The organism is Bradyrhizobium sp. ISRA430 (genome assembly GCF_029909975.1).
Classification (GTDB): Bacteria; Pseudomonadota; Alphaproteobacteria; order Rhizobiales; family Xanthobacteraceae; genus Bradyrhizobium.
Window position 1 is genome coordinate 204,470 of the sequence record NZ_CP094516.1, and the last position, 21,277, is coordinate 225,746.

The following is a 21,277-nucleotide window of genomic DNA, read 5'->3' on the forward strand; positions in this document are numbered from 1 at the left end:
CCCTCACAACGCGGAATATGTGATGCCGAGCTTCCACAACGGCGCTGTCGAAATTGCCTATCTCGACGAAGGCGAGGGCGATCCGATCTTCCTGCTGCACGGCTTTGCCTCCAGCAAGAACGTGAACTGGGTCTATCCGACCTGGGTCTCGGAATTGCGCAAGAACGGCCGTCGTGTGATCGCGCTCGACAATCGCGGCCATGGCGAAAGCTCAAAGCTCTACGAGCCCGCGCAGTATTCGATCCCGACCATGGCCGGGGACGTGCTCGCACTTATGGATCATCTCGGCATCCCGCAGGCCGACATCATGGGCTACTCGATGGGTGGGCGCATGACGGCCTGGCTCGGGCTCAACGAGCCGCAGCGCCTGCGCTCGGCGATCCTCGGCGGCATCGGCATCGGTGGCCTGATCGAGGGTACCGGGCCTGGGGAGAACGTGGCCAAGGCGCTGGAAGCGCCGTCGCTCGACGACGTCACCGATCCGGTCGGGCGCACCTTCCGCGCCTTCGCCGATCAGACCCGCTCCGACCACCGTGCGCTCGCAGCCTGCCTGCGCGGTACCCGTGAGCTCATGACGAGGGGTGAGGCTGGGCGCATCGACGTGCCTGTGCTGATTGCGGTCGGCAGCAATGACGAGGTCGCAGGCTCGGCCAGCGCGCTCGGCGCGATCATTCCCGGCTCGGAAGTGCTCGACATTCCTGGCCGCGATCACATGCGCGCGGTCGGCGACAAGGTGTACAAGACCGGCGTGCTCGACTTCCTCTCACGCCGCGGCTGACGTCCCCTCCGCCGGTTCCTCGTCGCCGAAGTGGCGCGCCAGCGCCATCAGCACCACGAAGGTCGCAAGCCACACCATCCGTGCGCCGTAGCGGTCGTGCGGGCCCGAGATCACGCCGCAGATGAAGGCGTTGCCGAGCAGCGCCAGCGTCGCCGTCGCTCCCAGCAGCGTCAGATCGTCGAGCCGGCGGTTCGCCAGCGCGTGCGCGAGCAGGCCGAGCAGTGCCAGCATCGAGGCCAGCGCAACCGGCACGTGCAACCAATTGACGTAGTCGAAATCGACGCCCCAATGCTGCTGGCGCGCGGCGCGCATCGGCTTGACCTGCGCCGGGATGTAGCGCTCGATGATGCCGTAGGTGTGCGGAATCCAGCCATTGGTGCCTTCGCCGGTCGCCACATGCAGCAATTGCTGGCCCATTGCCCTCAATGCCGCGCCGGCCTGCCAGGCCGGATAGTCGGCGAGCGAGTGCACGACGATATAGCCCATCTCGTCGTTCATCCCCTCGAACCGGCCGAGCGTGTTGAACATGCTCTTGCCCCACAAGAACTCGTCGGCGGTCGCCGGCAGCTCGTTGCGATAGGGACAGAGCTTGAAGCTTTCGCGCGGGCAGTGGTCGTTGAGATAGCGTGCGACGATGCCGTCCTGCATCATGCGGCCGAAGGCGACGCCATAGCCGCCGGGCGTCCACGCCCATTTGCCCGACAACGCATGATTCGCCGACACCAGCATCAGGCCGCCCACGATGATGGTGAGGCTCGCTTGAGCCAGTCCCGACCGCGGAAGACGGCACTTGAGGAACGGCCGCGCCATCCAGCCGACGGCGCAGAGCCCGAACAGCACGCCGAACGTGGCGCTGTGTGTCGCGGCGGCAAAAGCGGTGAAGCCGAACAGCGAGAGTCGTTCGAGGCCCGAGATCCGATCTCCTCCGACGATCAGAAGGAACAGCGACAGCACCGACAGTCCCGCGAAGATGTCGGTGAGCAACATGCTGGCGAGCCAGGGCAGCGCAGTCGACAGGATCAGGAGCAGGCTGATCGCGACGAAGCGGGACGTCTGCATCAGGCCGAGCACGCGCAGGGTAAGCTGCAACAGCCACAACGTTGCCAGCGACTGGAGGGCGAGATTGATCCAGAAGCCAAAGCCCTCGCCATAGTGCAGATACAGTCCGAACACCGTGGAGCGGCTGGGGACGAGGTAACCCTCGTACCAGCGCGCGAGGTAGCCGCCTGTATCCCATTGAAGCAGGGGATAGCCGTTCCAGAATGCCGGCGCGATCATGAGGAGGGGCAGCGCGACCGCGGCCAGCCGGAGCCAAAGCGATCCTGCGGCGCGGGCGCGCGATATTTCGGTGGTGATACTCAAGTCCGGTCCCCGTTCCGTCGGAGAATGCCCGCAATAACCGTTGAGGCGGAATTCACCAATAGTTTGACGCGGCCCGGCTTGAATTTGGCGAAACTCTGACCACCTTGAGCCGACACTGCTACCTGGGGGCGTCAGAATAAGTTGTTTTGATTCAAGGCTTTGGCGAGCTTTCGTGGGTCAAGGCGCTGTTCACTCTCAGGCAAGCCGGTCAGGACTTTGTCGCCTAAGCTGTGCTATAGACCCAGTAAAACGAGCCAATTCGAAAGAGCAGATCCCATGGCAGTGCATCAGGTCAATCCGGGTGGAAAGCTCGCATCCCTCGATCCGATCTGGGATCGGGTGCGGAGCGAAGCCGAGGACATCGTGCATCGCGAGCCGGAGCTTGCGACCTTCATCTATTCGACGGTGCTGCATCACAGCCGCCTGGAGGATTCGGTGGTGCACCGTCTCGCCGACCGGCTCGATCACTCCGCACTCTCGGGCGACCTCGTGCGCCAGACCTATGACGAAGCGCTGCGCGAGGATCCCGATCTCGGCAACGCCTTCCGCGCCGACCTCGTCGCCGTCTATGACCGCGATCCGGCGACCTCGCGCTTCATCGATCCCTTGCTCTACTTCAAGGGCTTCCATGCGATCCAGACCCATCGTCTCGCGCACTGGCTCTATCTGAAGGGCCGCAAGGATTTCGCTTTCTATCTCCAGAGCCGCGCCTCGGCGGTGTTCCAGACCGACATCAATCCCGCCGCGCGCATCGGCCGCGGCATCTTCCTCGACCACGCCACCGGCTTCGTCTGCGGCGAGACCGCTGTCATCGAGGACGACGTCTCGATCCTGCACGGCGTCACGCTTGGCGGCACCGGCAAGGAGAACGAGGACCGTCATCCAAAAATCCGCCACGGCGTCATGATCGGCGCGGGTGCAAAAATCCTCGGCAACATCGAGGTCGGGCATTGCGCGCGCATTGCTGCGGGCTCGGTCGTGGTGAAGCCGGTGCCGCACAACGTCACCGTCGCCGGCGTGCCCGCCAAGATCGTCGGCGAGGCCGGCTGCGCCGAGCCGTCGCGCACCATGGACCAGATGATCAACGCGATGGGGCTTTGATTTTCACAAGGGGCGGGATTTTCCGCCCCGATCGTCCCCAAAATTCTCGGGAATTCATGCTGGCGGTTCGTCGCGTCTCGTCCTAAAACCCCGCCAACTCAGATTTCGATTGGAGACTTGCCGTGGACGTTAAGGAAGTGAGGAAGCTCGACGCGTATTTGAAGCGCGTATTCGGCAATCCCAAGATCCGCGTCGTGCCGCGGCCGAAGAAGGACGACTCCGCCGAGGTCTATATCGGCGAGGAGTTCATCGGCGTGCTCTTCGTCGACGACGAGGACGACGACCGCTCGTTCCAGTTCCAGATGGCGATCCTCGAAGACGATCTCGTCGATCAGGAGTAGCGACGACCGCGTCGTTCAGTCGGGGCCGCGCGGCGCGCGACCCCGTCATTCTATTTCTTTGCAAGAATGCGAGCCGCTCGACGCCAAGCGGCTCTCGCTCGTGACGGAGTTCATCGACGCATCGGTCGAGCGCGATTTCACGGTCGAGGATCTGGCGTCCGTGGCGCGCATGAGGCCGGCGATTTCTCCCGCAGCTTCAAGGCGGCGATGGGCGCGGCGCCGCTCGAATATGTCAGCCGTCAGCGTCTCGATCTCGCCAAGCGGCTATTGTCCACCAGCGATCGCCCGCTGGTCGACATCGCCTATGCCGCGGGATTCTACTCGCAGGCCAATTTCAATCGCGCCTTCCGCAATGCCGTTGGAACGACGCCAAGCCCTTACCGCGCGCAGAAGCTTCGCGACTGACGCGCTGGGTTGGTGATCTGGGGCGCGTGCTCATAAGCTTCGGTCATGTCGGCTTTGCTCCGGTAGCGGCGACTTTTGTGCAGGCGCGGCAAATGACGCGATAGGCCACAAGGCAACATCTGCGAAAACCCAAACTACGGTGATTCGCCAGAAAACCCGACGGATCGCGTCCGGCGCTAGATCTAGACATCGCCCAGTGCGTCTAAAACGAACTTAGTTGGCTCGGGGCGGGGAGCGTGATCAGCCGCGAATGACTTCTTGATCCAGCCTTTCTCTCCATTCACCAGTATCGGCGGGAAGGCGGGAACGTCGAAATGCGCAGCTTCCCAGAATGAAACGAGCTGGTCGCCTTCCTCGGAAACGAGCCTAAGCTCAAGAGTGTCGCCGGCATATACCTTTCCGCCGCTTTGGTGATGGGACGGAGCGGCGGCATCGGTCAGCAAGCGCAAATGTGGCTCTGCGATTTGCGGCGTGGCAGCGAATCGCCGTCCGAGTTTCGTAGCGGAAACGCATGCGGTTGATTCGCGTGCTTCATCCTGTCGATGAAGCGAGAGCGCATCGTAATGAGGCTCAGCGCATACCGACCCCGGTATTCGTTCAAAAGAGTACCAATCGTCGCCAATCAAGCCGTAGGCTTTCTCAAAACGACCAAGTCCAACCAGCGTCTTTGCTATTGAGCCGCCGCTGTTTCCCAATGTCGTAATGAACGTACGAGGCTTGTTATCGCGAGTAATACGCATCCGTTGCCAAGATTCCACCTCGGCTTTACGCGCGATAGGAGCGACGAACCGCGCTTCCACAAACGAATAAAGGTAACTCCCAAACGGAAGAACGGCTATCGCCGCGAGGAAGAGCGCGAACAGATACTGACGACGGTTGATCGCGAGCCAAGAGCCGTAAGCGGCCCCAATGATGAGTCCATAGAGCGGAAGCTGAAAAAGTAGAATCTCGATATAGACATTCATCATCGGCGCGGATCGATCCACCTTTCGATGACCACCAAAACGTAACTTTCTTAATATGAAGCTATTCCAATAGAACGATTGATTGCATTGGGGTTTGAGATCGAAATTGTCCGCTATGGCTGATCCGGTGCGACAGGCCCGAGGTTCGCGATGATGCCATCTTGCCCCTGTTTTGCCCGACGCATCAAGTCTTATTCGAAAAATACGAAATGCATCGTGCCGGCGCCCGGCCACTTTGCATGGGGTTGTTTTCGATATTTTCGGCGGGCGGCTCCGCCCCGTCCTGCAAAGCTGATCTCACGGCAGGGCAGAGAGGCCGCGCTCAGCCCTTCGGCCCGCGGAGCTGCACCGTCAGCCTGTCCATAGCCGACGCCACCTCGCGCCATTGCGACAGCCAGCTCCGCGGAAAGCGGAAGGTGAGATCGGCGCCGTCGGCGCGGCGTTCCGCGAGACACATGCCCGGGGTTGCGGCATCGCGCGTGCAGCGCGCGGTCAAGGCCGGGTTCACGCCGGAAAACAGATCCTCGCTGCCATAGGGGGTCTCGCTGCGGAACATTCGCATCGTCAGCCCATCTTCGGGCATCGTCGTCGCCTGGTCGAGATAGCGCGGATAGATCGTGCTGACGCGCAGTTCAGGCGCCAGCGCATCGTGGTGCGCCGCGATCGACAGGAAGATGCGGTCGATCGGCTGCATCGCCTCGTCCACGGTGTCGGCCGTGACGTGCTTCGGTGCGCCCGGGGGCTCTAGCGAGGGATAGAGGAAGTCGAGATCGATGCGCTCCTGCGGTCCGGAGTGTCGCTGGATCTTCATCCGGATCGCGGCGATCGGCACGTTGAACAGCGTGCCGCCGACGCTCACCGGCAATTTGTCGGGCGCGTTCACCCCGCCAGCGCCCCAGGTCGGCCACAGGAGATAGGCGACCAGCGCGACCGCACTCGCCGCCACGGTGCCGCTGAGCACGATCGGGACGAGATGCGCCCGCGTGCGCATCCTGTGGGAGCGAGGGGAGGCTGCCGAAAACACCGTCATGAACTTGCGCGCGTGAGCCGGGGAAGTCGGCCGATGGCCGACGAATCAGTCGCGACTATGCCATGCGACAGCGGTTTCGCGGAGCATTCCCGGCTGCTGGCAGGCGCGAGGGGGCTCTGCGTACGCCGCCCGGCGCCGTTAACCGTCCCTTAAGGATAATGTAGCGTTAAGGCGCGCTTTTTGTCACAGGAAGGTGCCCGGCGTTGCGTAAGTGCGGAACCGTTCCGATGACACCTGAGACCCTGAATACGTTCTTCTCGATCTGCATCGGATTTGCGCTCGCGGGCGCGCTCGTCAACGGATACCAGGCGATCGCGCAGCGGCCCGCAGGTTTCGGGTTGCTGCAGGAGGGCGTAGCCCCGAAGACCTTCGCAGCGGTGCCGTTCCTGGTGTTCGCCGCCCCCTTCATCATTATGCGCAACACGCTGCGCGGGATGCGGGTGGAAAGCCGCCGCTTTGAATTCGTGATGATGGCGACCGTCATCGCCGGCTTCTGGAGCATGATGAGCGGCACCTTCTTCCTGATGACGCTGCGCGCGGCCGGTGTCCTGGCCTGATAGCCGCGTTCCAGGGGCTGCCGGCACGGCGGCCCTTTGCTTCAAGCCCGCCGTTTCGCTATGCCAGGGTCAGCGTGACAGGAGACCCTCAATGGCGATCTACGAGCTCGACGGGCAGGCGCCCGATCTTCCCGCCGACGGCAATTACTTCATCGCGGAGACCGCGACCGTGATCGGCCGCGTGCGCCTGAAGCCGGGCGCAAGCGTCTGGTTCGGCGCCGTGCTGCGCGGCGACAACGAGTGGATCGAGATTGGCGAGGGCTCCAACTTGCAGGACGGCTCGACCTGCCACACCGATCTCGGGTTTCCGCTCGTCATCGGCAAGAACTGCACCGTCGGTCATAACGTCATTCTGCACGGCTGCACGATCGAGGACGGCGCGCTTGTCGGCATGGGTTCGATCGTGATGAATGGCGCGAAGATCGGTCGCAACAGCATCGTCGGCGCGGGCTCCGTCATCACCGAGGGCAAGGAATTTGCCGAACGTTCGCTGATCATCGGCTCGCCCGCGCGCGCGATCCGCACGCTGGATGATGCCCAGGTCCAGAAAATGGGAAGTGCGGCGAAGTTCTACGTCGCCAACGGTCCGCGCTTCAACAAGGGGCTGAAGCGGATCGGCTGAGGCCCGGCGGTCGCCTTCGGAGCGCGAGCGTGACCACGCACCGCGCGGTTCCGGACCGTAAAAATACCGGTCGGAGTTTTAAGTTCTCACTAGCGTGATCGTGCCTACCCTGGAGCGTTTTCAACCAGGGGGGTGGCGCCATGGATGCTGCGGCGCTCGGATCCGGGATCGATGCCGGAACCAAACTATTGGGCAAGTTCGTTCGTTTCGCGCGCGGTGCAGACACGCTGAGCGTCGCGGAAAAGGTCTACAGCATCGCCGGTTTTCTCGCGATCGTCACCACCTTCCTGCTGGTGATGTCGATCCAGTCCGTGCGGTTGCAGACGACCTATCGACACATGCATGCGTCCTCGGCCGAAGCGGCCATCAACATCGGCCGCATCAACGCGCTGATCTATGCAGTCGTGATGGAATCGCGGGGCATCTACATGTCCGCCGATCGCGGGCGGGCGAAACCGTTCGCCGATGCGCTGCTGCAGCGCAATCGTGAGCTTGCCGAGGTGGTGAAAGGCATGGAGGCAACCATCGGCGACGACGACGCCGAACTGTTCTCCACTTTCCGGCAGCGCATCGCGCAGTTCATCGATTTCCGCCAGGAGCTGGTGCGACGCGGACTGGAGATCAGCACGGCCGCGGCACGCGAATGGGGTGACAACGACGCCAACCGGACGCTGCGCAGCAAACTCAACAGCGATATCGAGGCGCTCGCACGTATCTACAGGGAGCGCGCCCGCGAGGCGGACGAGCTCGCGAACGAGAACCGCTATGCTGCCGCCTATCTGTTCGCGCTTGGACTCGCGGCGCTGCTCCTCGCGGGGCTGAACGTCGTCGTCATGCGTGGCTCGGTGGTGGGCGCGCTGTCCGACATCACGCAGGCGACCGACCGGATCGCCGCCGGCGACGTCAAGAGCGAGGTGCCGCATCTGCGACGCCACGACGAGATCGGTCACCTCGCACGCGCGGTCCAGAACTTCCGCGACGCCGTCGCCCGTATCTTCGAGCTCGAGGAGCTCGAGCTCGGCACCGCGCAGGCGCGCGACGCGGCGATGACCGAGCGCGACAAGTTCAACGACAAGTACCAGGCCAAGAAATGGCAGCTCTCGGCCGCAATCACCAGTATGCCGCAGGGACTGATCATGCTCGACGGCAAGACCAGCGTGGTCGCGATGAACAGCAATTACCGGCGCATCTACAATCTGCCCGAGACGATCCAGGCCGGATCGACGCTCGAGGAGATTCTGCAGCATCGGGTTAGAAGCGGATTGTTCAGCGGCGACGTCACGAAATATGTTGCGGCGGTCCGCGACCGCATCGCCAGGCGCGAGCCGGCGGCCTATGAAATCAACCTGAACGACGGTCGCACCATCAAGATCTACGAGCGTCCGATGGACGGTGGCGGCTGGGTCTCGGTGCAGGAGGACGTCACCGAACAGCGGCAGCAGCAGCGTATCCTCGAGCGGATGGAGCGCTTCCTCGCCACCATCATCGAGAACGTCGCCGAAGGCATCATCGCCAAGGACGCGCGCAACCTGCGCTACGTCTTCGTCAACAGGGCCGCCGAGAAGATGATCGGCATGTCGCGGGCCGAGATCATCGGCAAGACCGCGCGGGAATTGTTCTCCGCGGAGGCAGCCGAATTGATCGAGCGGCGCGACCAGCAGCTTCTCGCGCAGAAGCAGCAGCTCGAGCCGATCGTCGACACCATCGACAATCCCGTTCGCGGGCGCCGCGTGATCTGCGCCCGCCGGATCCAGATCGGCGGGGCCGGCGAGGAGTCCCACATGTTCGTGACCATGGTCGAGGACCGGACCGAGAAGATGGTGGCGGCCGCATAGCGATCGGCGCCTTATCTGATCAGCGGTGACGTGTCAGCTTCCCTCGGACCCGGGTGTCTCTTTTGAGGTCGCCACCTTCTCGTGACCCGCGGCCCACAGCGCATGCTCGTCGCTGCCTTCCTGGTATGGGTTGGTTTCGGCTGGAATGTTTTCGCGCGCGGCGCGTTCGCCTTCCGCAAAGGGATCGCGATCTGTCATCGTGATTTCGCCTTTCTGGCTTTGGGGCGCGCGGTTAGCTTGCTCGATTCACTGTCGAGCCTGGCGCTCTTGCGCAATGCGTCCCTGAGGTCGATGGGAATGCCGTGCTTCTTCAACAGATCGGCAAAGGCTTCATCCGCGAGTTCCTGAAACGTCGCCATCCTGTCGCGCCCCAGTTGCTTCAGCTTGTCGAACGTATCCTCGTCGAACGCGATCAGTTTGCGCATGATCGTGGTTGCCTCCCTGCGTCAAGCGGACGTGACGGGATTTGTTCCGGAACGGGTCCGCGCCGGCATCGTTGACCGGCAAAGGAGAATTTCCGATGACCAGGTCGTCCGCAACCGTTTCAGGCAAAGCCTTGATCGTGATCTGCGGCATCGCTGCAATGCCGGTCGCGTCGCTCGCGCAGGGCACGGGCGGCACCGGATCGGGCGGCGGCGTTGCCAACGCACCGGCGCCGCCGCCCGGCACCAACAGTCTCGGCACAGCCCAATCCTCGGGCCCGAACGCAGCGCGCGGCGTCACGACGGGTACGGGCGAGGGTGCAGATGCTGCGGTCAAGACCGAGAACGAGAAGCTCGACAAGAAGATGAAGAGCATCTGCCGCGGCTGCTGACCCTCGCGTGGAAGTGAGCCAGTACGCCTGTCCCAAAGCTCCAAGGGACATTAGCTTGCCCTTGCTTTGAAGTGTGGACGGTTTCCACACGGAGGGTTGAGCGATGTTACGCAAGATGATCATGGCCGCCCTGGCCGTTGCGGCGGTCGGACTGTCGGCGCCTCAGGCGGCGCAGGCGCGGGGTGGTTTCGGGGGCTTCCATGGCGGCGCTTTCCACGGTGGCGGATTTCACGGCGGCGGCTGGGGCCATGGTTGGCACGGCGGCGGTTTCTGGCCCGGTGTCGCAATCGGTGCGGGTCTCGCCGGCGCAGGGTTTTACGGCGGCTATTACGGTTACGGCTACCCCTATTACGGCGATCCCTATTATTACGGCGCCGGCTATGACGACGGCGGGTACGGCGGCTGCTACGTCGCGCGGCAGCGCGTCATGACGCCCGCAGGATGGCGGATCCGCCGCGTCGATGTCTGCGATTAGGACAGGACGGCCCGTCGCGGCGTAAAAAATAAAAAACAAGGCCGTTGACGCAGTATACCGTCAACGACCTTGCCAGCCCCGGATATTGAAATTGGCTCACGCCATCCGGTACCGGCAAGCATGACGCGGAATCATACGGGCGAATGTGATCCAGTTCACAATTGGCGAAATTTAGGTCGGGGCATTCCGCCGCCGAATCAGCCGCGTGACCTGCGGGACCGGGCGCTCGCATGCGCCCGGCGGGCCGGCTTGCGCCGGGTGACCGTCGGCGTGTCGGCCTCGCTGGCCCGGGTGCTGGCGAAGGACTGCCGCAGCCCATCGACGGACTCGGTTAGGCCCGTGACCTGCTCCGACAGGCGCTTGGTCTCGGCCTGCTGCGCCGCCAGAAGCCGCTTCACGGTCTGGAGCTGATCCTGCACGACCTGTAGCTGATCGATCGACTCCTGCTGGGTGGCTTCCAGCCCCTTGGTTTTCTCGACGAGCTGTTCGGAGGCCTGTGCGGCGCGGGCCTGGAGCTGCCGGGACATCACCACCCGATCGGTCTCCGGCGCGTGGCCAGTGTAGACGCGCCAGATCGCGATCGAAGTGACACCGGCGATCAGCAGCAGAAGGGTTGCGGCAGTCAGCGCGATTGGCTGAGGGCCGAGACGAAGGAGGGGATTGGTCGGTCTATCCTCTGCGAGATCGATCATCGCTGACGACATCCAAATTGAAACTTGGAGGCGAAGACCGGCAACCTGTGGCCGCCGGGAGGTCCCGAAAACGTTACATTTCGGCAAGGAATGGGACGAAAAGGAGGCCGCAGGCCAAAAACGCAATTGTTCCAGTGCCGAAGGGATCGCCTGTTCTGAAAATCGAGACCGGCTTACCCAAAAAAGAACTCCCCGCCCATGCCGGATCCGGCGTAGACGAGGAGCAGGTCGTGTCGTGACGGGGCCAGATCCGGCCGTCACATGAAGCTTGTCACGTCGTCCGCTACGGGCGGGCGGCCTTCATCGAAGGCTGGATGGTCATGCGGTAGGCAATGAATGCTTGACCGTCGAACCTCTCCACGACCTCGTCGCAGGCCGGGCATCGATACTCGCCTTGGCTTGCCGGCGGCGTCGCCAGTTCAAGCCGGCGAAAACCGGCGCCACACGCGGAACACGTGACATCGTTCTTTTTCATAGAAACCCCGTAGAAATACTGGTGCGGCCTCTTAACACAGGTTAGGGCGAAACTTGGGTCGCTTGGTTGTCGCGTGTCAAAAAAGATTCATGAACCGGGTCGTCCGCACAGGCGTTACGGCTGAAACGGTGAAAACGGTCCGGAATAGGTCTTTACGCGCGGCGCCGCATAGGGTCCGAGTCGCGAGGTTTTGAGCCCGAGCCGGACCAGCGATTCCGCCAGCGTCACCGCTGCGGCAACGCCGTCGATCACGGGGAGGCCGTGTGCGCCGGCTAGCTCAGCCGCCAGGTCCGCCATGCCGGCACAGCCGAGCACGATCGCCTCCGCGCGATCGTCGCGGATCGCGGCCGTGATCTCCGCGGAGATTTTTGCGAGCGCGTCAGCATTGCGCTCCTCGAGCGCGAGCACCGGCACCTCCGCGGCGCGGACGCGGGCGCAGCGCGCGGCGAGGCCGTACTTCATCAGATTATGCTCGATCGGCACGATGGAGACACTGAGCGTCGTCACCACGGCAAAGCGTGCGGCGATCAGGCTCGCCATGTGGAAGCCTGCTTCGCCGATGCCGATCACCGGCGCACGTGCGGCCGCGCGCGCGGCATCGAGGCCGGTGTCGTCGAAGCAGGCGATGATGTGGGCGTCAGCGCCGTCGCGATCGGCCTCGCGGATGCAGCCGAGCATGCCGGGCACGGCGAAGGCCTCGTCGTAAAAGCCCTCGATCGAGGCTGGGCCCATCGTCGGCTGGCGTGCATCGATCACCGTATCGGGCAACGCGGAAGCGCGCGCGGCGGCGGCAATCTTCGCCGTCATCGTCGCCGTGGTGTTGGGATTGACGACGTGAAGTCGCATCAGATCAGACAAGTCCCTTGCCGGCGTCCGAACCCTTCGCCGCCTGCCGCTTGTTCAACATATGGATGGTGCCGAGCGCAAGCGTGATCACGGCAAAGGACACCGCCGAGATCACCGTGCCGAGCGCATAGATGTCGGGTTTCGTCACCGTCGTGGTGAGCCCCTGGAGATCGAGCGGCAGCGTGTTCACCGGCCCGATCGCCTGGCTGGAGCGTGCGAGTTCATCCCAAGACAGCGTGAAGCCGAACAGACCGATGCCGATCACCGAAGGCAGGATGATCGGCAGCACGACGTGGCGGAAGGTCTGCCAGGGCGTCGCGCCGAGATCGCGCGCGGCTTCCTCCAGCCTGGGATCGAAGCGGTTGAAGATCGCGAACATGATCAAGAGCCCGAACGGTAGCGTCCAGGTCAGGTGCGCGCCAAGGCCAGAGGTGAGCAGGCCCATCGAGGTCTCGAAATTCTCGTTGAAGTAGCGCTTGATCAGATCGTCGACGATGCGGAATTCGAGGGAGATGCCGAGCGAGGTGATGATCGAGGGAACGATGAGGCTCGCGATCGCCGAATAGAACAGAATGCTCTGCGCCCTGAACCTGCGGCGGAAGGCCATGCCGGCGGCGACCGACAGCACGACGGTGACGGCCATCACCACGAGGCCGAGCAGCAGCGAGCGGCGGAAGGCGGCGCCGAGATCGACGATGCCTGTGCCCTCGAACAGTTTTGCCAGCCAGAAGGTCGATATCCCGTTCATCGGAAAGGTGAGGCCGCCCTGCGGCCCCTGGAACGACAGGATGTAGATCGCGATCATCGGCCCGTACAGAAACAGCACATAGGCCGCGAAGAAGATCGCGAGAACATAGAAGCTGCGCGGACGTCCCTCCTTCATTGCTCACAGCTCCTTCCGGATGTCGACGATGCGCGACATCATGGTGATGATCAGGAAGGTGATCGCGAGCAGGATGACCGCGTTTGCGGCGGCTGCCGGGAATTGCAGCGCGTTCAGCCGCGTCTCGATGATCTTGCCGGCGGCGGCGATCTGCTGGCCGCCCATCACGCCGATGGTGATGAAATCGCCCATCACGATGGTGATGACGAAGATCGAGCCGATCACGATGCCGGGTTTGGCCAAGGGAATGACGACGTTGACGAGGGTCTGGAAGCCGGTGGCGCCGGCGTCATAGGCGGCCTCGATCAGCGACTTGTCGATGCGCACCATCGAATTGAAGATCGGCACCACCATGAAGAAGGTGAAGAGGTGGACGAGCGCCAGCACCACCGAGAATTCGGAATAGAGCAGCCATTCGACCGGCTGATTGATCAGCCCGGTCTTGACCAGTCCCGAATTGACCAGACCGTTGCGGCCGAGCAGCGGGATCCAGGCAATCATGCGGATGACGTTGGAGGTCCAGAACGGGATCGTGCAGAGCAGCGACAGTCCCATCTGCCAGGTCTTCGACTTGACGTGGAAGGCGAGGAAATAGGCGACCCAGAATCCGATGAAGAGCGTGATCGCCCAGACCAGGAAGCAGAGTTTCAGTGTCTTCAGATAAGTCTTGCCGATGGTGCAGAGATCGGGGAGTTGTGCGATGCAGCCCTCGAACGTGTCGGTGTAGCCGCGGCCCGAGAACGCCGGCAGGAGCTGGTATTCGTTGTAGTCCCAGAAGGAGACGATGACGACGAAGACCAGCGGGATCAGAAAGAAGGCGAGAAACACCAGCATCATCGGTCCGGCCTGGAGCCAGGAGATGAAGGACGGCGACAGGCGCGCCGCCTTCGCGGCACGTGCTGTGTCCGATCCCCGGGCAAAGCCCGGGGAAGCCTGCTGCAGGATGTTTTCGGAGGTGTCCATCACGCGGCGATGAACTCGTTCCACTTGCGGACCATGTAATCGTTCTCGTCCATCACCGCGTTCCAGCACGCGACCGCGCCCATGCGGTCCTCGTAGGAGCCGCCGTCACGCACGGCGCCGGCCTTCTCCAGCAGCGAGCCGTCGGGCGCCTTGATGTCCTTCTCGGCCGGCTTGCCTTCCATCCAGTACGCCCACTCGTAGGGCTCCATGTGCGCCTTCGCGGTGGAGAGCACGGCGGAGTAGTAGCCCTGGCGGTTGAGATAGGCGCCGGCATAGCCGGACAGGAACCAGTTGACGAACTCATAGGCCCAGTCGAGCTTTGCGCCCGATACGCCCTTGGACACGCAGAAGCCCGAGGCCCAGGAACGGTAGCCTTCCTTCAGCGGCTGGAAGGTGCAGGCGATGCCCATCGAGCGCACCTTCGTCACCGCCGGCGACCACATCGACTGGATCACGGTCTCGCCCGAGGCCATCAGGTTGACGCTCTCGTTGAAGTCTTTCCAGAACGCGCGGAACTGGCCGGCCTTCTTGGCTTCCGTCATCACCTTCATGGTGAGATCGATCTCCTCCTTGGTCATGTTGCCCTTGTCGGCATATTTGTACTTGCCGGTGGCCTCCACGACCATCGCGGCATCCATGATGCCGATCGAGGGGATGTTGAGGATCGAGGCCTTGCCCTTGAACTCGGGATTGAGCAGCTCGGACCACGAGCTGATCGGCCGCTTGATCAGGTCGGGCCGGATACCGAGCGTGTCGGCGTTGTAGACGGTCGGGATCAGCGTGACGAATTCGGTCGCGGTCTTGGCGAAGGTCTTGGAGTCCTTGCCTTCGAGATAGAGCACCTTCCAGGGCGCGGTGCCCTGATTGCCGATCTTCTTACCGCCGGGCGTCTCGCCCTTGGTGAAGACAGGCGTGATGTTGTCGAATTCCTTGATCTTCTTGGCATCGAGCGCAAGGATGTTGCCCGACGGCACGAGCTTCTTCAGCGAGAAATATTCGGTGTCCAGCACGTCGAACGAGTTCGGCTGGGTCATCACGCGCTTGGTGACGTCGTCGGTGGTGGCCGTGATGTATTCGATCTTGATGCCTGTGTCCTTCAGGCATTGTTTCGAAATGTCGTCGCCTTCGTTCACGGCGGTGCCGAGATAGCGCAGCACCTTCGGCTCGGCCGACATCACGTAGGGGAAACCGGTGATGGCGCCGGAGCCGGCGGCAAGGCCGGCAAGACCCGCGGTGCCCTTGAGTAGCGTGCGGCGGCTGACGCCGGTCGTCCTGGTGGTCTCGGTCATATCAGTCACTCCTCTGTTGCGCATTGTCACGAACGATTGGCGCTATTGCAGGCGCTGCGCCTTGGCGGGGTCCCAGGTGGCGAGCACGCGATCGCCCGGACGGAACGGGTGCACGTCGAAGGTGGCTTCGGGAATATGGGAGAACAGGGCGGTGCCATCGTCGAGCGTGAGCGAGACGGCGACATAGGAGCCCTGGTATTCGGTCTGGGTCAGCAGCGCCGGCGCGCCGAACGCGCCGTCGGCGAACGGCACGATGCCGAGCTGATCGGCGCGCACGGCGATCCTCCGGCCGGCGTCGCTGAGCACGTTGTGACCGCCGATGAAGCGTGCCACGAATTCGGTGTGGGGATGGTGGAAGATGTCGCGGGCCGTGCCCTGCTGCTCGATGCGGCCATGGTTCATCACCACGATGTGGTCGGCGAGCGCCATCGCCTCTTCCTGGCCGTGGGTGACCTGGATGAAGCTGATGCCGAGTTCGCGCTGCAGCCGCTTCAATTCGCCGCGCATCTTCACCCGCAGGAACGGGTCGAGCGCGGAGAGCGGCTCGTCGAGCAAAAGGATCTGCGGCTCGGTGATGAGCGCGCGGGCAAGCGCGACGCGCTGCTGCTGGCCGCCGGAGAGCTGCGCCGGGAGCCGGCCCGCATAGGGGCTCATTGCCACGAGCTCGAGCAACTCGCCGGCGCGTCTGTGCCGGTTCGCGCGGTCGACGCCGCGCATCTTCAGCGCAAAGGCGACGTTGTCGAGCACGGTCAGATGCGGAAACAGCGCGTAGGACTGGAACATCATCGCCGTGCCGCGCTTGGCGGGCGCGAGGTCCGTGACGTTCTGTGCGCCCAGGATGATGTCGCCCGCGCTGACCGCCTCATGGCCCGCGATCATGCGCAAGGTCGAGGTTTTGCCGCAGCCGGAGGGGCCGAGCAGGCAGCAATAGGTGCCCGCCGGGATCTTCAGGTTGACGTTGTCGACCGCCAGCGTCGTATCGTAGCGCTTGGTGACGGCGACCAGTTCGAGGGCTGCGGGAGTGGCCATGACGTGTCCGCGTGGAGAGGGCGATGCTCCGCCTCTCTCCGCAAGGTCCATGCCAACAGCCCTTGGCCGGCCGAATTGCAAAACTGTGCAGCAGAGTCAGATCGTTAGATCGAATCCTGTGCGCCGGGGCGGCGCGCCGCGTTTGCGGGCGTCTGCACACAAAAAGGGCGAAGATTGTATAAAGTTTCGCCTGTGATTGGATACAGCTCGTCGACTAACATTCGTCGTGACCTTTGCCGACCGAGCCTCTCGTCCATGGCTGCCAAAACCCGCTCCAAGCCTGACACGCCGGACGCGAGCGATCGCGTCAGCCGGATCCGGGAGGGCGTGACCGCGGCGATCCTCGAGCATCGTTTGCTGCCCGGCACGAAGCTCGGCGAGGACGAGATCGGCGAGATCTACGGCGCGAGCCGTACGCTGGTCCGCACCGCGCTGCAGCAGCTTGCGCATGAGGGCATCGTCAGCATCGAGAAGAACCGCGGCGCCTTCGTCGCGCGTCCGAGTCCCGCCGATGCGCGAGAAGTGTTCGAAGCGCGCCGCCTGATCGAGCCCACCATCGTCGATCACGCCATCGATGCAGTGTCACCGGCCTGGCTCGATCGGCTCGGTCGGCATCTCGCTGAAGAGCGCGAGGCGGAGCGGCGCGGCGATGCGCGCGCCTCGGTCCGACTCTCCGGCGAGTTTCATCGTCTCGTCGCCGAGATGTCCGGTCACAGCATCTATCTCGGATTCCTCAAGGAACTGATCGCGCGCTCCTCGCTCATCATCCTGCTCTACCGCCGTCACGATACGCCCGCCTGCGGCACCGATCATCACGCCGAAATCGTCACCGCGATCCGCAAGCGCGACAGGGAGGCGGCGCGCGCGCAGATGCTATCGCACCTTCGCAAGATCGAGGCCGAGCTGTTCTTGAAGGACCCCGCCGCCGACGAGCTGCGGCTCGCGGACGTGCTTGGTGCGTGAACGCCCCGCGTCTGCCAGCCTGACGTTACTCACGGCGACATCTCTTTGATTCAATTGCAGTCGATCGCTCCGACCTCTCATCAAAGCAGATGCCAGGACCGCACAATGCCGCCGCGGTTGTAAGTTGACGAAGGCTAAACGTCGGCGTCAACTGGCGGCCAGACGTTGCTTGCCTGTCATCACCCCTCGCGTAGTCCTCCACCTCTGCGGAAGACCGAATATGTTGGGTTTGAGGATGCCGGCCAGAGTGTCCGGAGTCGCCGCATTGCTTGCGGCGATTGGAATGGTTCTCGGCAACCTGTCTTCCGCGCAGGCCCAGCAGGACTCCATGGTCCTGTTCCGCAATGTCCGGATCTTCGACGGCAAATCCAGCACGCTCTCCGCACCGTCCAGCGTGCTCGTCAGGAACAAGACCATCGAGAAGATCTCGACCGGCGACATCGCGGTCACGGGTCAAACCGTCGATGGTGGCGGCCGCGTGCTGATGCCCGGGCTGATCGACGCGCATTGGCACGCGATGCTGGTGCGGCCGACGCCGGCGGCGGCACTCGCAGGCGATGTCGGCTACAACAATCTTCTGGCCGCAGCCGAAGCGACAGCCACGCTGATGCGCGGCTTCACCACCGTGCGCGATATGGGCGGGCCGAGCTTTGGCTTGAAGCAGGCCATCGACGAGGATCTCGTCGCAGGTCCCCGCATCTATCCGTCCGGCGCCATGATCACCATCACCGGCGGCCATGGCGACTTCCGGCAACTCTCCGATCTGCCGCGAACGATCGGAGGAATGCTGAGCCGTATGGAGCGGATTGGCGGTGCCATGGTCGCCGACAGTCCCGACGAGGTCCGCGTGCGTGCGCGCGAGCAGCTCATGCAGGGCGCTTCGCAGGTCAAGCTGACGGCGGGCGGCGGGGTGGCTTCGCCCTTCAGCCCGCTTGATGTCTCGACTTTCACCGAGCCCGAACTGCGCGCGGCGGTCGAAGCCGCTGAGAACTGGGGTACCTATGTCGCGACGCACGCCTACACCCCGGTCGCGATCCAGCGCTCGATCGCGGCCGGCGTCAAATGCATCGAGCATGGTCATCTCATGGACGAGGCGAGCGCCAAGTTGATGGCAGAGAAGGGGATCTGGTTGAGCACGCAGCCGTTCCTGGATCTCGGCGGCGCCGCTGCGCTCGGACCTGCCGAGCAGGACAAGAAGCGGCAGGTCGTCGCCGGAACGGATAGGGTCTATGCGTTGGCCAGGAAATACAAGATCAAGACCGCGTTCGGCACCGACGTTCTGTTCTCGAAAGCGCTGGCGGATCAGCAAGGCGCCATGCTGGCTGCGCTCGCGCACTGGTACACGCCGGCCGAAGCACTGACGATGGCGACATCGACCAACGCGGAACTATTGAGCCTATCGGGCGCGCGAAATCCCTATCCAGGTAAGCTCGGCGTGGTCAAGGAGGGCGCGTTCGCCGATCTCTTGCTGGTCGACGGCAATCCGCTCGACAACATCAGGCTCGTCGAGGATCCCGCGAAGAATTTTGTGGTGATCATGAAGGACGGGAAGATCTACAAGAACAGTCTTGCACACTGATAAAGGCGTGCATCGATTGCGTCCTGCACGCGCGCGAAGGCGTGATGCGCTGAAATTGTTGACCAATCCTAGTCCCGATCGTCCGCAATCGGCTTTCTACGCCGCAGCCTGGTTGCGAAATGAGCGATTGCGATGGTCCTTGAAGAACTTGTCACAATCTCGGGCCTGTCATCCAAGGCGTGACTTCTCAGCGTCTCCAGGACCAGGAAGAATTTTTCCGCTAGCATGAGTCAAGCTCGCTGACGAATTGATCTCCGTATTGAAGTGACCGGATTGTTGATGATTCAATCACTTGCGACGCTGAGCCGCAAACGAATTCAGCTCAGGAACCGTCCCGACTGTTTGATGCCGCTTTCCTAGCGAACGGTGACCGGTATATGTTATCGAACTGTCATTGAAACGTCATGTCACCGGAAATGTTGAAGCGCGACGCAACGTCGGCCCGTAAGAATCCGAACGGGCTGGAGGGGAGTCCTGTCCCGCAGGACAATAAGAGGGCGGCGCAATCCGCCGTCTTCTCCAGTCAACAACTTGCAGAACCCGGCGCCGCGCCGACGCTCATCGAAGACGTTGCGCTGCATGAGGCGCCGTCCCGCAGCGAGACGGCAACACCGGAGCGGCCTCTGCCAAACGGCGCCGCGCACGCCGGCGAAATCGAGCTCAAGCTTCTCGTCGATGCCGATCGCATGGCGCATTTCAATGCCGCTCCGATCATCGCAGCGAACGCGCGCAACAGGGGCGCACGCAAGCATCTCAAGTCCGTCTACTATGATACGCCGGAGCGGGCGCTTCGGCGTGGCGGCTTGAGCTTGCGCGTTCGTCAGAGTGGCGCGCGCTTCGTCCAGACGGTGAAGACCGAAGCCGCAGACGATCCGCTGCGCCGTGGCGAATGGGAGGCGAGCGTCCGGTCGCTTGCGCCCGATCTCACCCTGGCGATGCCCTTCATCCCGGCCAAGCTTCGCGATGAAGTCGAAAGCCAGCCGCTCGAAGCGGTCTTCACGGCCGACATCCATCGCCATGCACGCATCATTGACCTGCCGTCCGGGACGGTCGAGGTCGCCTTCGACCAGGGCATCTTGAAGGCGGGCGATCGATCGATGCCGGTGAGCGAAATCGAGCTGGAGTTCAAGAGCGGCAGCGCGAGCACGATCTACGAGGTCGCGCTGCGACTTGCGGAGCATGGGGCAGTGACACCCTCGATCCGCAGCAAATCGGCGCGGGGCTTCGACCTTGCCGCCGGCACGCCGCCACAGGCAAGACGGCCGCGAAAGCTTCGCCTCGACACGTCAGTTGCCCTCGACGACGCCTTCGCAACGATTCTGCGCTCCTGCTTCCATCATCTTCTTCAGTCGCTGCCGGCTGCCGAGGACGGTCGCAATCCGGAAGGCGTGCATCAGCTTCGCGTCTCGCTACGCCGCCTGCGATCGGCGCTGGACCTGATGCGATCGGTGGGTTCGCTCAGCAACCTCGACGCGCTGCGGTCGGAAGTAAAATGGCTGGCGCAAAGTCTTTCCGCCGCGCGCGACTGGGATGTCTTCCAGCTTCAGACATTGCCGGCGATCGCAGAGGCCTGTCCCTCGGTCGCCGGCTTCGATGCGCTGGAACAGGTCGCGGCCAGGCGCCAGTCGGACGCCTATCGAACGGCACACCAGGCGCTTGATGGCCGTCGCTGCGCGAACTTCGTGATCGGCCTCGGCGGCTGGATCGAGGCGCGCGGCTGGCGCAACGACGTCGTCGCGGAGGATCTCGGTCGCCTCGCCGAGCCCGCCGTCAGCTTTGCAGAGCGCATCCTGTCGGCGCAGCATGCGAAGGTGCTCAAGCGCGGCCGGCGCTTCAAGTTGCTCGAAGCGGAAGAACTGCACCGCTTGCGGCTGGCGACGAAGCGACTGCGTTATCTCAGCGAGTTCCTGCTGCCGCTGTTCGAGGACCGCAAGTCCGCGAGGCGTTTCTCGCGCAGGCTTGCCGATCTGCAGGAGGAACTCGGCGCCTTCAACGACATGGCGATCACCGCATCGCTGCTCGACGGCGTCGCTGCCGAGACGCCCGACAGCGGCACCGCGGTGGCCGCGATCGCCGGCTGGCAAGCCCGCGCGTCGATCGGCGTCGCGCCATCCTTGCGCAGCGCGTGGCGGGATTTCACGGCCGCGCGCGTGCCTTGGTCGCGGCAAGCCCGGCAGGACTGATCGCTCTCGCGTCCAAAAAGGTTGCGGCCAGGCTTTGGGGGAAGCCTGGCCGCGCGCGAACCGGTCTGGGACGGGGAGGGGTGGGGATGT

The 21,277-nt window shown here is 63.4% G+C and carries 24 protein-coding genes; 12 read left to right on the forward strand and 12 right to left on the reverse strand.

Annotated elements, in window-relative coordinates; translation table 11 throughout:
* Positions 1-22: 22 nt before the first annotated feature.
* Entirely contained in the window at positions 23-778 is a 756-nt protein-coding gene (locus MTX21_RS01045) for an alpha/beta hydrolase (protein WP_280970101.1), read from the forward strand.
* On the opposite strand, the gene MTX21_RS01050 is transcribed toward MTX21_RS01045, so the two are convergent.
* Positions 764-2,140 carry a hypothetical protein gene (locus tag MTX21_RS01050; protein WP_280970102.1) on the reverse strand — a complete coding sequence of 459 codons (1,377 nt, stop codon included), beginning with the start codon at positions 2,138-2,140 and terminating at the stop codon, positions 764-766. The genes MTX21_RS01045 and MTX21_RS01050 overlap by 15 nt on opposite strands.
* Positions 2,141-2,416: 276 nt before the next feature.
* Here MTX21_RS01050 and cysE point away from each other — a divergent pair, with 276 nt between their 5' ends.
* The 3 genes from cysE (at position 2,417) to MTX21_RS01065 (ending at position 3,987) form a co-directional block, all read left to right on the forward strand.
* A complete protein-coding gene (gene cysE, locus MTX21_RS01055; RefSeq protein WP_280970103.1) occupies positions 2,417-3,241 on the forward strand; it encodes a serine O-acetyltransferase in 825 nt (274 codons plus the stop codon).
* A gap of 122 nt (positions 3,242-3,363) precedes the next feature.
* Positions 3,364-3,582 carry a DUF3126 family protein gene (locus tag MTX21_RS01060; RefSeq protein WP_007602550.1) on the forward strand — a complete coding sequence of 73 codons (219 nt, stop codon included), beginning with the start codon at positions 3,364-3,366 and terminating at the stop codon, positions 3,580-3,582.
* Positions 3,583-3,789: 207 nt separating this feature from the next.
* Complete coding sequence (locus MTX21_RS01065) at positions 3,790-3,987, forward strand: helix-turn-helix transcriptional regulator (protein WP_280970104.1); 198 nt, start codon at positions 3,790-3,792, stop codon at positions 3,985-3,987.
* A 182-nt stretch (positions 3,988-4,169) separates the two neighbouring features.
* Here MTX21_RS01065 and MTX21_RS01070 read toward each other — a convergent pair whose 3' ends face one another.
* Together MTX21_RS01070 and MTX21_RS01075 are read right to left on the reverse strand one after the other, a co-directional pair.
* The gene (locus tag MTX21_RS01070; protein ID WP_280970105.1) at positions 4,170-4,955 is read right to left on the reverse strand and encodes a hypothetical protein; all 786 of its coding nucleotides are present in this window, start codon (positions 4,953-4,955) and stop codon (positions 4,170-4,172) included.
* 319 nt (positions 4,956-5,274) lie between these two features.
* Positions 5,275-5,982: a hypothetical protein gene (locus tag MTX21_RS01075; protein WP_280970106.1), complete on the reverse strand. Its 708-nt coding sequence runs from the start codon at positions 5,980-5,982 to the stop codon at positions 5,275-5,277.
* 227 nt (positions 5,983-6,209) lie between these two features.
* Here MTX21_RS01075 and MTX21_RS01080 point away from each other — a divergent pair, with 227 nt between their 5' ends.
* The 3 genes from MTX21_RS01080 (at position 6,210) to MTX21_RS01090 (ending at position 8,996) form a co-directional block, all read left to right on the forward strand.
* Positions 6,210-6,539, forward strand: coding sequence for a hypothetical protein (locus tag MTX21_RS01080; RefSeq protein ID WP_280970107.1), 330 nt, complete (start codon positions 6,210-6,212; stop codon positions 6,537-6,539).
* Positions 6,540-6,630: 91 nt separating this feature from the next.
* Positions 6,631-7,161 carry a gamma carbonic anhydrase family protein gene (locus MTX21_RS01085; RefSeq protein ID WP_280970108.1) on the forward strand — a complete coding sequence of 177 codons (531 nt, stop codon included), beginning with the start codon at positions 6,631-6,633 and terminating at the stop codon, positions 7,159-7,161.
* Positions 7,162-7,301: 140 nt separating this feature from the next.
* The gene (locus MTX21_RS01090) at positions 7,302-8,996 is read left to right on the forward strand and encodes a PAS-domain containing protein (RefSeq protein ID WP_280970109.1); all 1,695 of its coding nucleotides are present in this window, start codon (positions 7,302-7,304) and stop codon (positions 8,994-8,996) included.
* Positions 8,997-9,029: 33 nt separating this feature from the next.
* On the opposite strand, the gene MTX21_RS01095 is transcribed toward MTX21_RS01090, so the two are convergent.
* Complete coding sequence (locus tag MTX21_RS01095; protein ID WP_280970110.1) at positions 9,030-9,194, reverse strand: hypothetical protein; 165 nt, start codon at positions 9,192-9,194, stop codon at positions 9,030-9,032.
* A complete protein-coding gene (locus tag MTX21_RS01100; protein WP_280970111.1) occupies positions 9,191-9,421 on the reverse strand; it encodes a hypothetical protein in 231 nt (76 codons plus the stop codon). The genes MTX21_RS01095 and MTX21_RS01100 overlap by 4 nt, the downstream gene beginning before the upstream one ends.
* Positions 9,422-9,516: 95 nt before the next feature.
* On the opposite strand from MTX21_RS01100, the gene MTX21_RS01105 reads away from it, so the two are divergent.
* Both MTX21_RS01105 and MTX21_RS01110 read left to right on the forward strand, forming a co-directional pair.
* Complete coding sequence (locus tag MTX21_RS01105) at positions 9,517-9,810, forward strand: hypothetical protein (protein WP_280970112.1); 294 nt, start codon at positions 9,517-9,519, stop codon at positions 9,808-9,810.
* A 103-nt stretch (positions 9,811-9,913) separates the two neighbouring features.
* Positions 9,914-10,285 carry a hypothetical protein gene (locus MTX21_RS01110; protein ID WP_280970113.1) on the forward strand — a complete coding sequence of 124 codons (372 nt, stop codon included), beginning with the start codon at positions 9,914-9,916 and terminating at the stop codon, positions 10,283-10,285.
* 197 nt (positions 10,286-10,482) lie between these two features.
* On the opposite strand, the gene MTX21_RS01115 is transcribed toward MTX21_RS01110, so the two are convergent.
* From MTX21_RS01115 to MTX21_RS01145, 7 genes are all read right to left on the reverse strand, one after another.
* Positions 10,483-10,977, reverse strand: coding sequence for a hypothetical protein (locus MTX21_RS01115; protein WP_280970114.1), 495 nt, complete (start codon positions 10,975-10,977; stop codon positions 10,483-10,485).
* Positions 10,978-11,260: 283 nt separating this feature from the next.
* Positions 11,261-11,452 (reverse strand): hypothetical protein, encoded by a 192-nt coding sequence (locus MTX21_RS01120; protein WP_280970115.1) that lies wholly within the window; start codon positions 11,450-11,452, stop codon positions 11,261-11,263.
* 114 nt (positions 11,453-11,566) lie between these two features.
* Positions 11,567-12,298, reverse strand: coding sequence for an aspartate/glutamate racemase family protein (locus tag MTX21_RS01125; protein ID WP_280970116.1), 732 nt, complete (start codon positions 12,296-12,298; stop codon positions 11,567-11,569).
* Between the two features lie 4 nt (positions 12,299-12,302).
* On the reverse strand, positions 12,303-13,181 hold the full coding sequence (locus MTX21_RS01130) for an ABC transporter permease (protein ID WP_280970117.1): 879 nt from the start codon (positions 13,179-13,181) through the stop codon (positions 12,303-12,305).
* Between the two features lie 3 nt (positions 13,182-13,184).
* A complete protein-coding gene (locus tag MTX21_RS01135; protein ID WP_280970118.1) occupies positions 13,185-14,144 on the reverse strand; it encodes an ABC transporter permease in 960 nt (319 codons plus the stop codon).
* Positions 14,144-15,433, reverse strand: coding sequence for a PotD/PotF family extracellular solute-binding protein (locus MTX21_RS01140; protein WP_280970119.1), 1,290 nt, complete (start codon positions 15,431-15,433; stop codon positions 14,144-14,146). Before MTX21_RS01140 ends, MTX21_RS01135 begins: the two co-directional genes overlap by 1 nt.
* Before the next feature lie 42 nt (positions 15,434-15,475).
* Complete coding sequence (locus MTX21_RS01145) at positions 15,476-16,462, reverse strand: ABC transporter ATP-binding protein (RefSeq protein WP_280970120.1); 987 nt, start codon at positions 16,460-16,462, stop codon at positions 15,476-15,478.
* A 255-nt stretch (positions 16,463-16,717) separates the two neighbouring features.
* On the opposite strand from MTX21_RS01145, the gene MTX21_RS01150 reads away from it, so the two are divergent.
* The 3 genes from MTX21_RS01150 to MTX21_RS01160 all read left to right on the forward strand — a co-directional run bounded on the left by MTX21_RS01150 (position 16,718) and on the right by MTX21_RS01160 (position 21,187).
* Complete coding sequence (locus MTX21_RS01150; protein WP_280970121.1) at positions 16,718-17,425, forward strand: GntR family transcriptional regulator; 708 nt, start codon at positions 16,718-16,720, stop codon at positions 17,423-17,425.
* 220 nt (positions 17,426-17,645) lie between these two features.
* Positions 17,646-19,004, forward strand: a complete 1,359-nt coding sequence (locus tag MTX21_RS01155) for an amidohydrolase family protein (RefSeq protein ID WP_280970122.1) — start codon at positions 17,646-17,648, stop codon at positions 19,002-19,004.
* A gap of 416 nt (positions 19,005-19,420) precedes the next feature.
* Entirely contained in the window at positions 19,421-21,187 is a 1,767-nt protein-coding gene (locus MTX21_RS01160; RefSeq protein ID WP_280970941.1) for a CYTH and CHAD domain-containing protein, read from the forward strand.
* The last annotated feature ends 90 nt before the right edge of the window (positions 21,188-21,277 follow it).

Excerpts from the sequence above, each read along its gene's own strand:
- MTX21_RS01130 (WP_280970117.1), bottom strand. The coding sequence starts at position 13,181 with ATGAAGGAGGGACGTCCGCGCAGCTTCTATGTTCTCGCGATCTTCTTC.
- MTX21_RS01150 (WP_280970121.1), top strand. The coding sequence starts at position 16,718 with ATGGCTGCCAAAACCCGCTCCAAGCCTGACACGCCGGACGCGAGCGAT.
- MTX21_RS01160 (WP_280970941.1), top strand. The coding sequence starts at position 19,421 with ATGTTGAAGCGCGACGCAACGTCGGCCCGTAAGAATCCGAACGGGCTG.
- MTX21_RS01080 (WP_280970107.1), top strand. The coding sequence starts at position 6,210 with ATGACACCTGAGACCCTGAATACGTTCTTCTCGATCTGCATCGGATTT.
- MTX21_RS01095 (WP_280970110.1), bottom strand. The coding sequence starts at position 9,194 with ATGACAGATCGCGATCCCTTTGCGGAAGGCGAACGCGCCGCGCGCGAA.
- MTX21_RS01135 (WP_280970118.1), bottom strand. The coding sequence starts at position 14,144 with ATGGACACCTCCGAAAACATCCTGCAGCAGGCTTCCCCGGGCTTTGCC.
- MTX21_RS01115 (WP_280970114.1), bottom strand. The coding sequence starts at position 10,977 with ATGATCGATCTCGCAGAGGATAGACCGACCAATCCCCTCCTTCGTCTC.
- MTX21_RS01090 (WP_280970109.1), top strand. The coding sequence starts at position 7,302 with ATGGATGCTGCGGCGCTCGGATCCGGGATCGATGCCGGAACCAAACTA.
- cysE (WP_280970103.1), top strand. The coding sequence starts at position 2,417 with ATGGCAGTGCATCAGGTCAATCCGGGTGGAAAGCTCGCATCCCTCGAT.
- MTX21_RS01065 (WP_280970104.1), top strand. The coding sequence starts at position 3,790 with ATGGGCGCGGCGCCGCTCGAATATGTCAGCCGTCAGCGTCTCGATCTC.
- MTX21_RS01075 (WP_280970106.1), bottom strand. The coding sequence starts at position 5,982 with ATGACGGTGTTTTCGGCAGCCTCCCCTCGCTCCCACAGGATGCGCACG.
- MTX21_RS01105 (WP_280970112.1), top strand. The coding sequence starts at position 9,517 with ATGACCAGGTCGTCCGCAACCGTTTCAGGCAAAGCCTTGATCGTGATC.
- MTX21_RS01100 (WP_280970111.1), bottom strand. The coding sequence starts at position 9,421 with ATGCGCAAACTGATCGCGTTCGACGAGGATACGTTCGACAAGCTGAAG.
- MTX21_RS01110 (WP_280970113.1), top strand. The coding sequence starts at position 9,914 with ATGTTACGCAAGATGATCATGGCCGCCCTGGCCGTTGCGGCGGTCGGA.
- MTX21_RS01070 (WP_280970105.1), bottom strand. The coding sequence starts at position 4,955 with ATGATGAATGTCTATATCGAGATTCTACTTTTTCAGCTTCCGCTCTAT.
- MTX21_RS01120 (WP_280970115.1), bottom strand. The coding sequence starts at position 11,452 with ATGAAAAAGAACGATGTCACGTGTTCCGCGTGTGGCGCCGGTTTTCGC.
- MTX21_RS01145 (WP_280970120.1), bottom strand. The coding sequence starts at position 16,462 with ATGGCCACTCCCGCAGCCCTCGAACTGGTCGCCGTCACCAAGCGCTAC.
- MTX21_RS01045 (WP_280970101.1), top strand. The coding sequence starts at position 23 with ATGCCGAGCTTCCACAACGGCGCTGTCGAAATTGCCTATCTCGACGAA.
- MTX21_RS01085 (WP_280970108.1), top strand. The coding sequence starts at position 6,631 with ATGGCGATCTACGAGCTCGACGGGCAGGCGCCCGATCTTCCCGCCGAC.
- MTX21_RS01155 (WP_280970122.1), top strand. The coding sequence starts at position 17,646 with ATGTTGGGTTTGAGGATGCCGGCCAGAGTGTCCGGAGTCGCCGCATTG.
- MTX21_RS01125 (WP_280970116.1), bottom strand. The coding sequence starts at position 12,298 with ATGCGACTTCACGTCGTCAATCCCAACACCACGGCGACGATGACGGCG.
- MTX21_RS01140 (WP_280970119.1), bottom strand. The coding sequence starts at position 15,433 with ATGACCGAGACCACCAGGACGACCGGCGTCAGCCGCCGCACGCTACTC.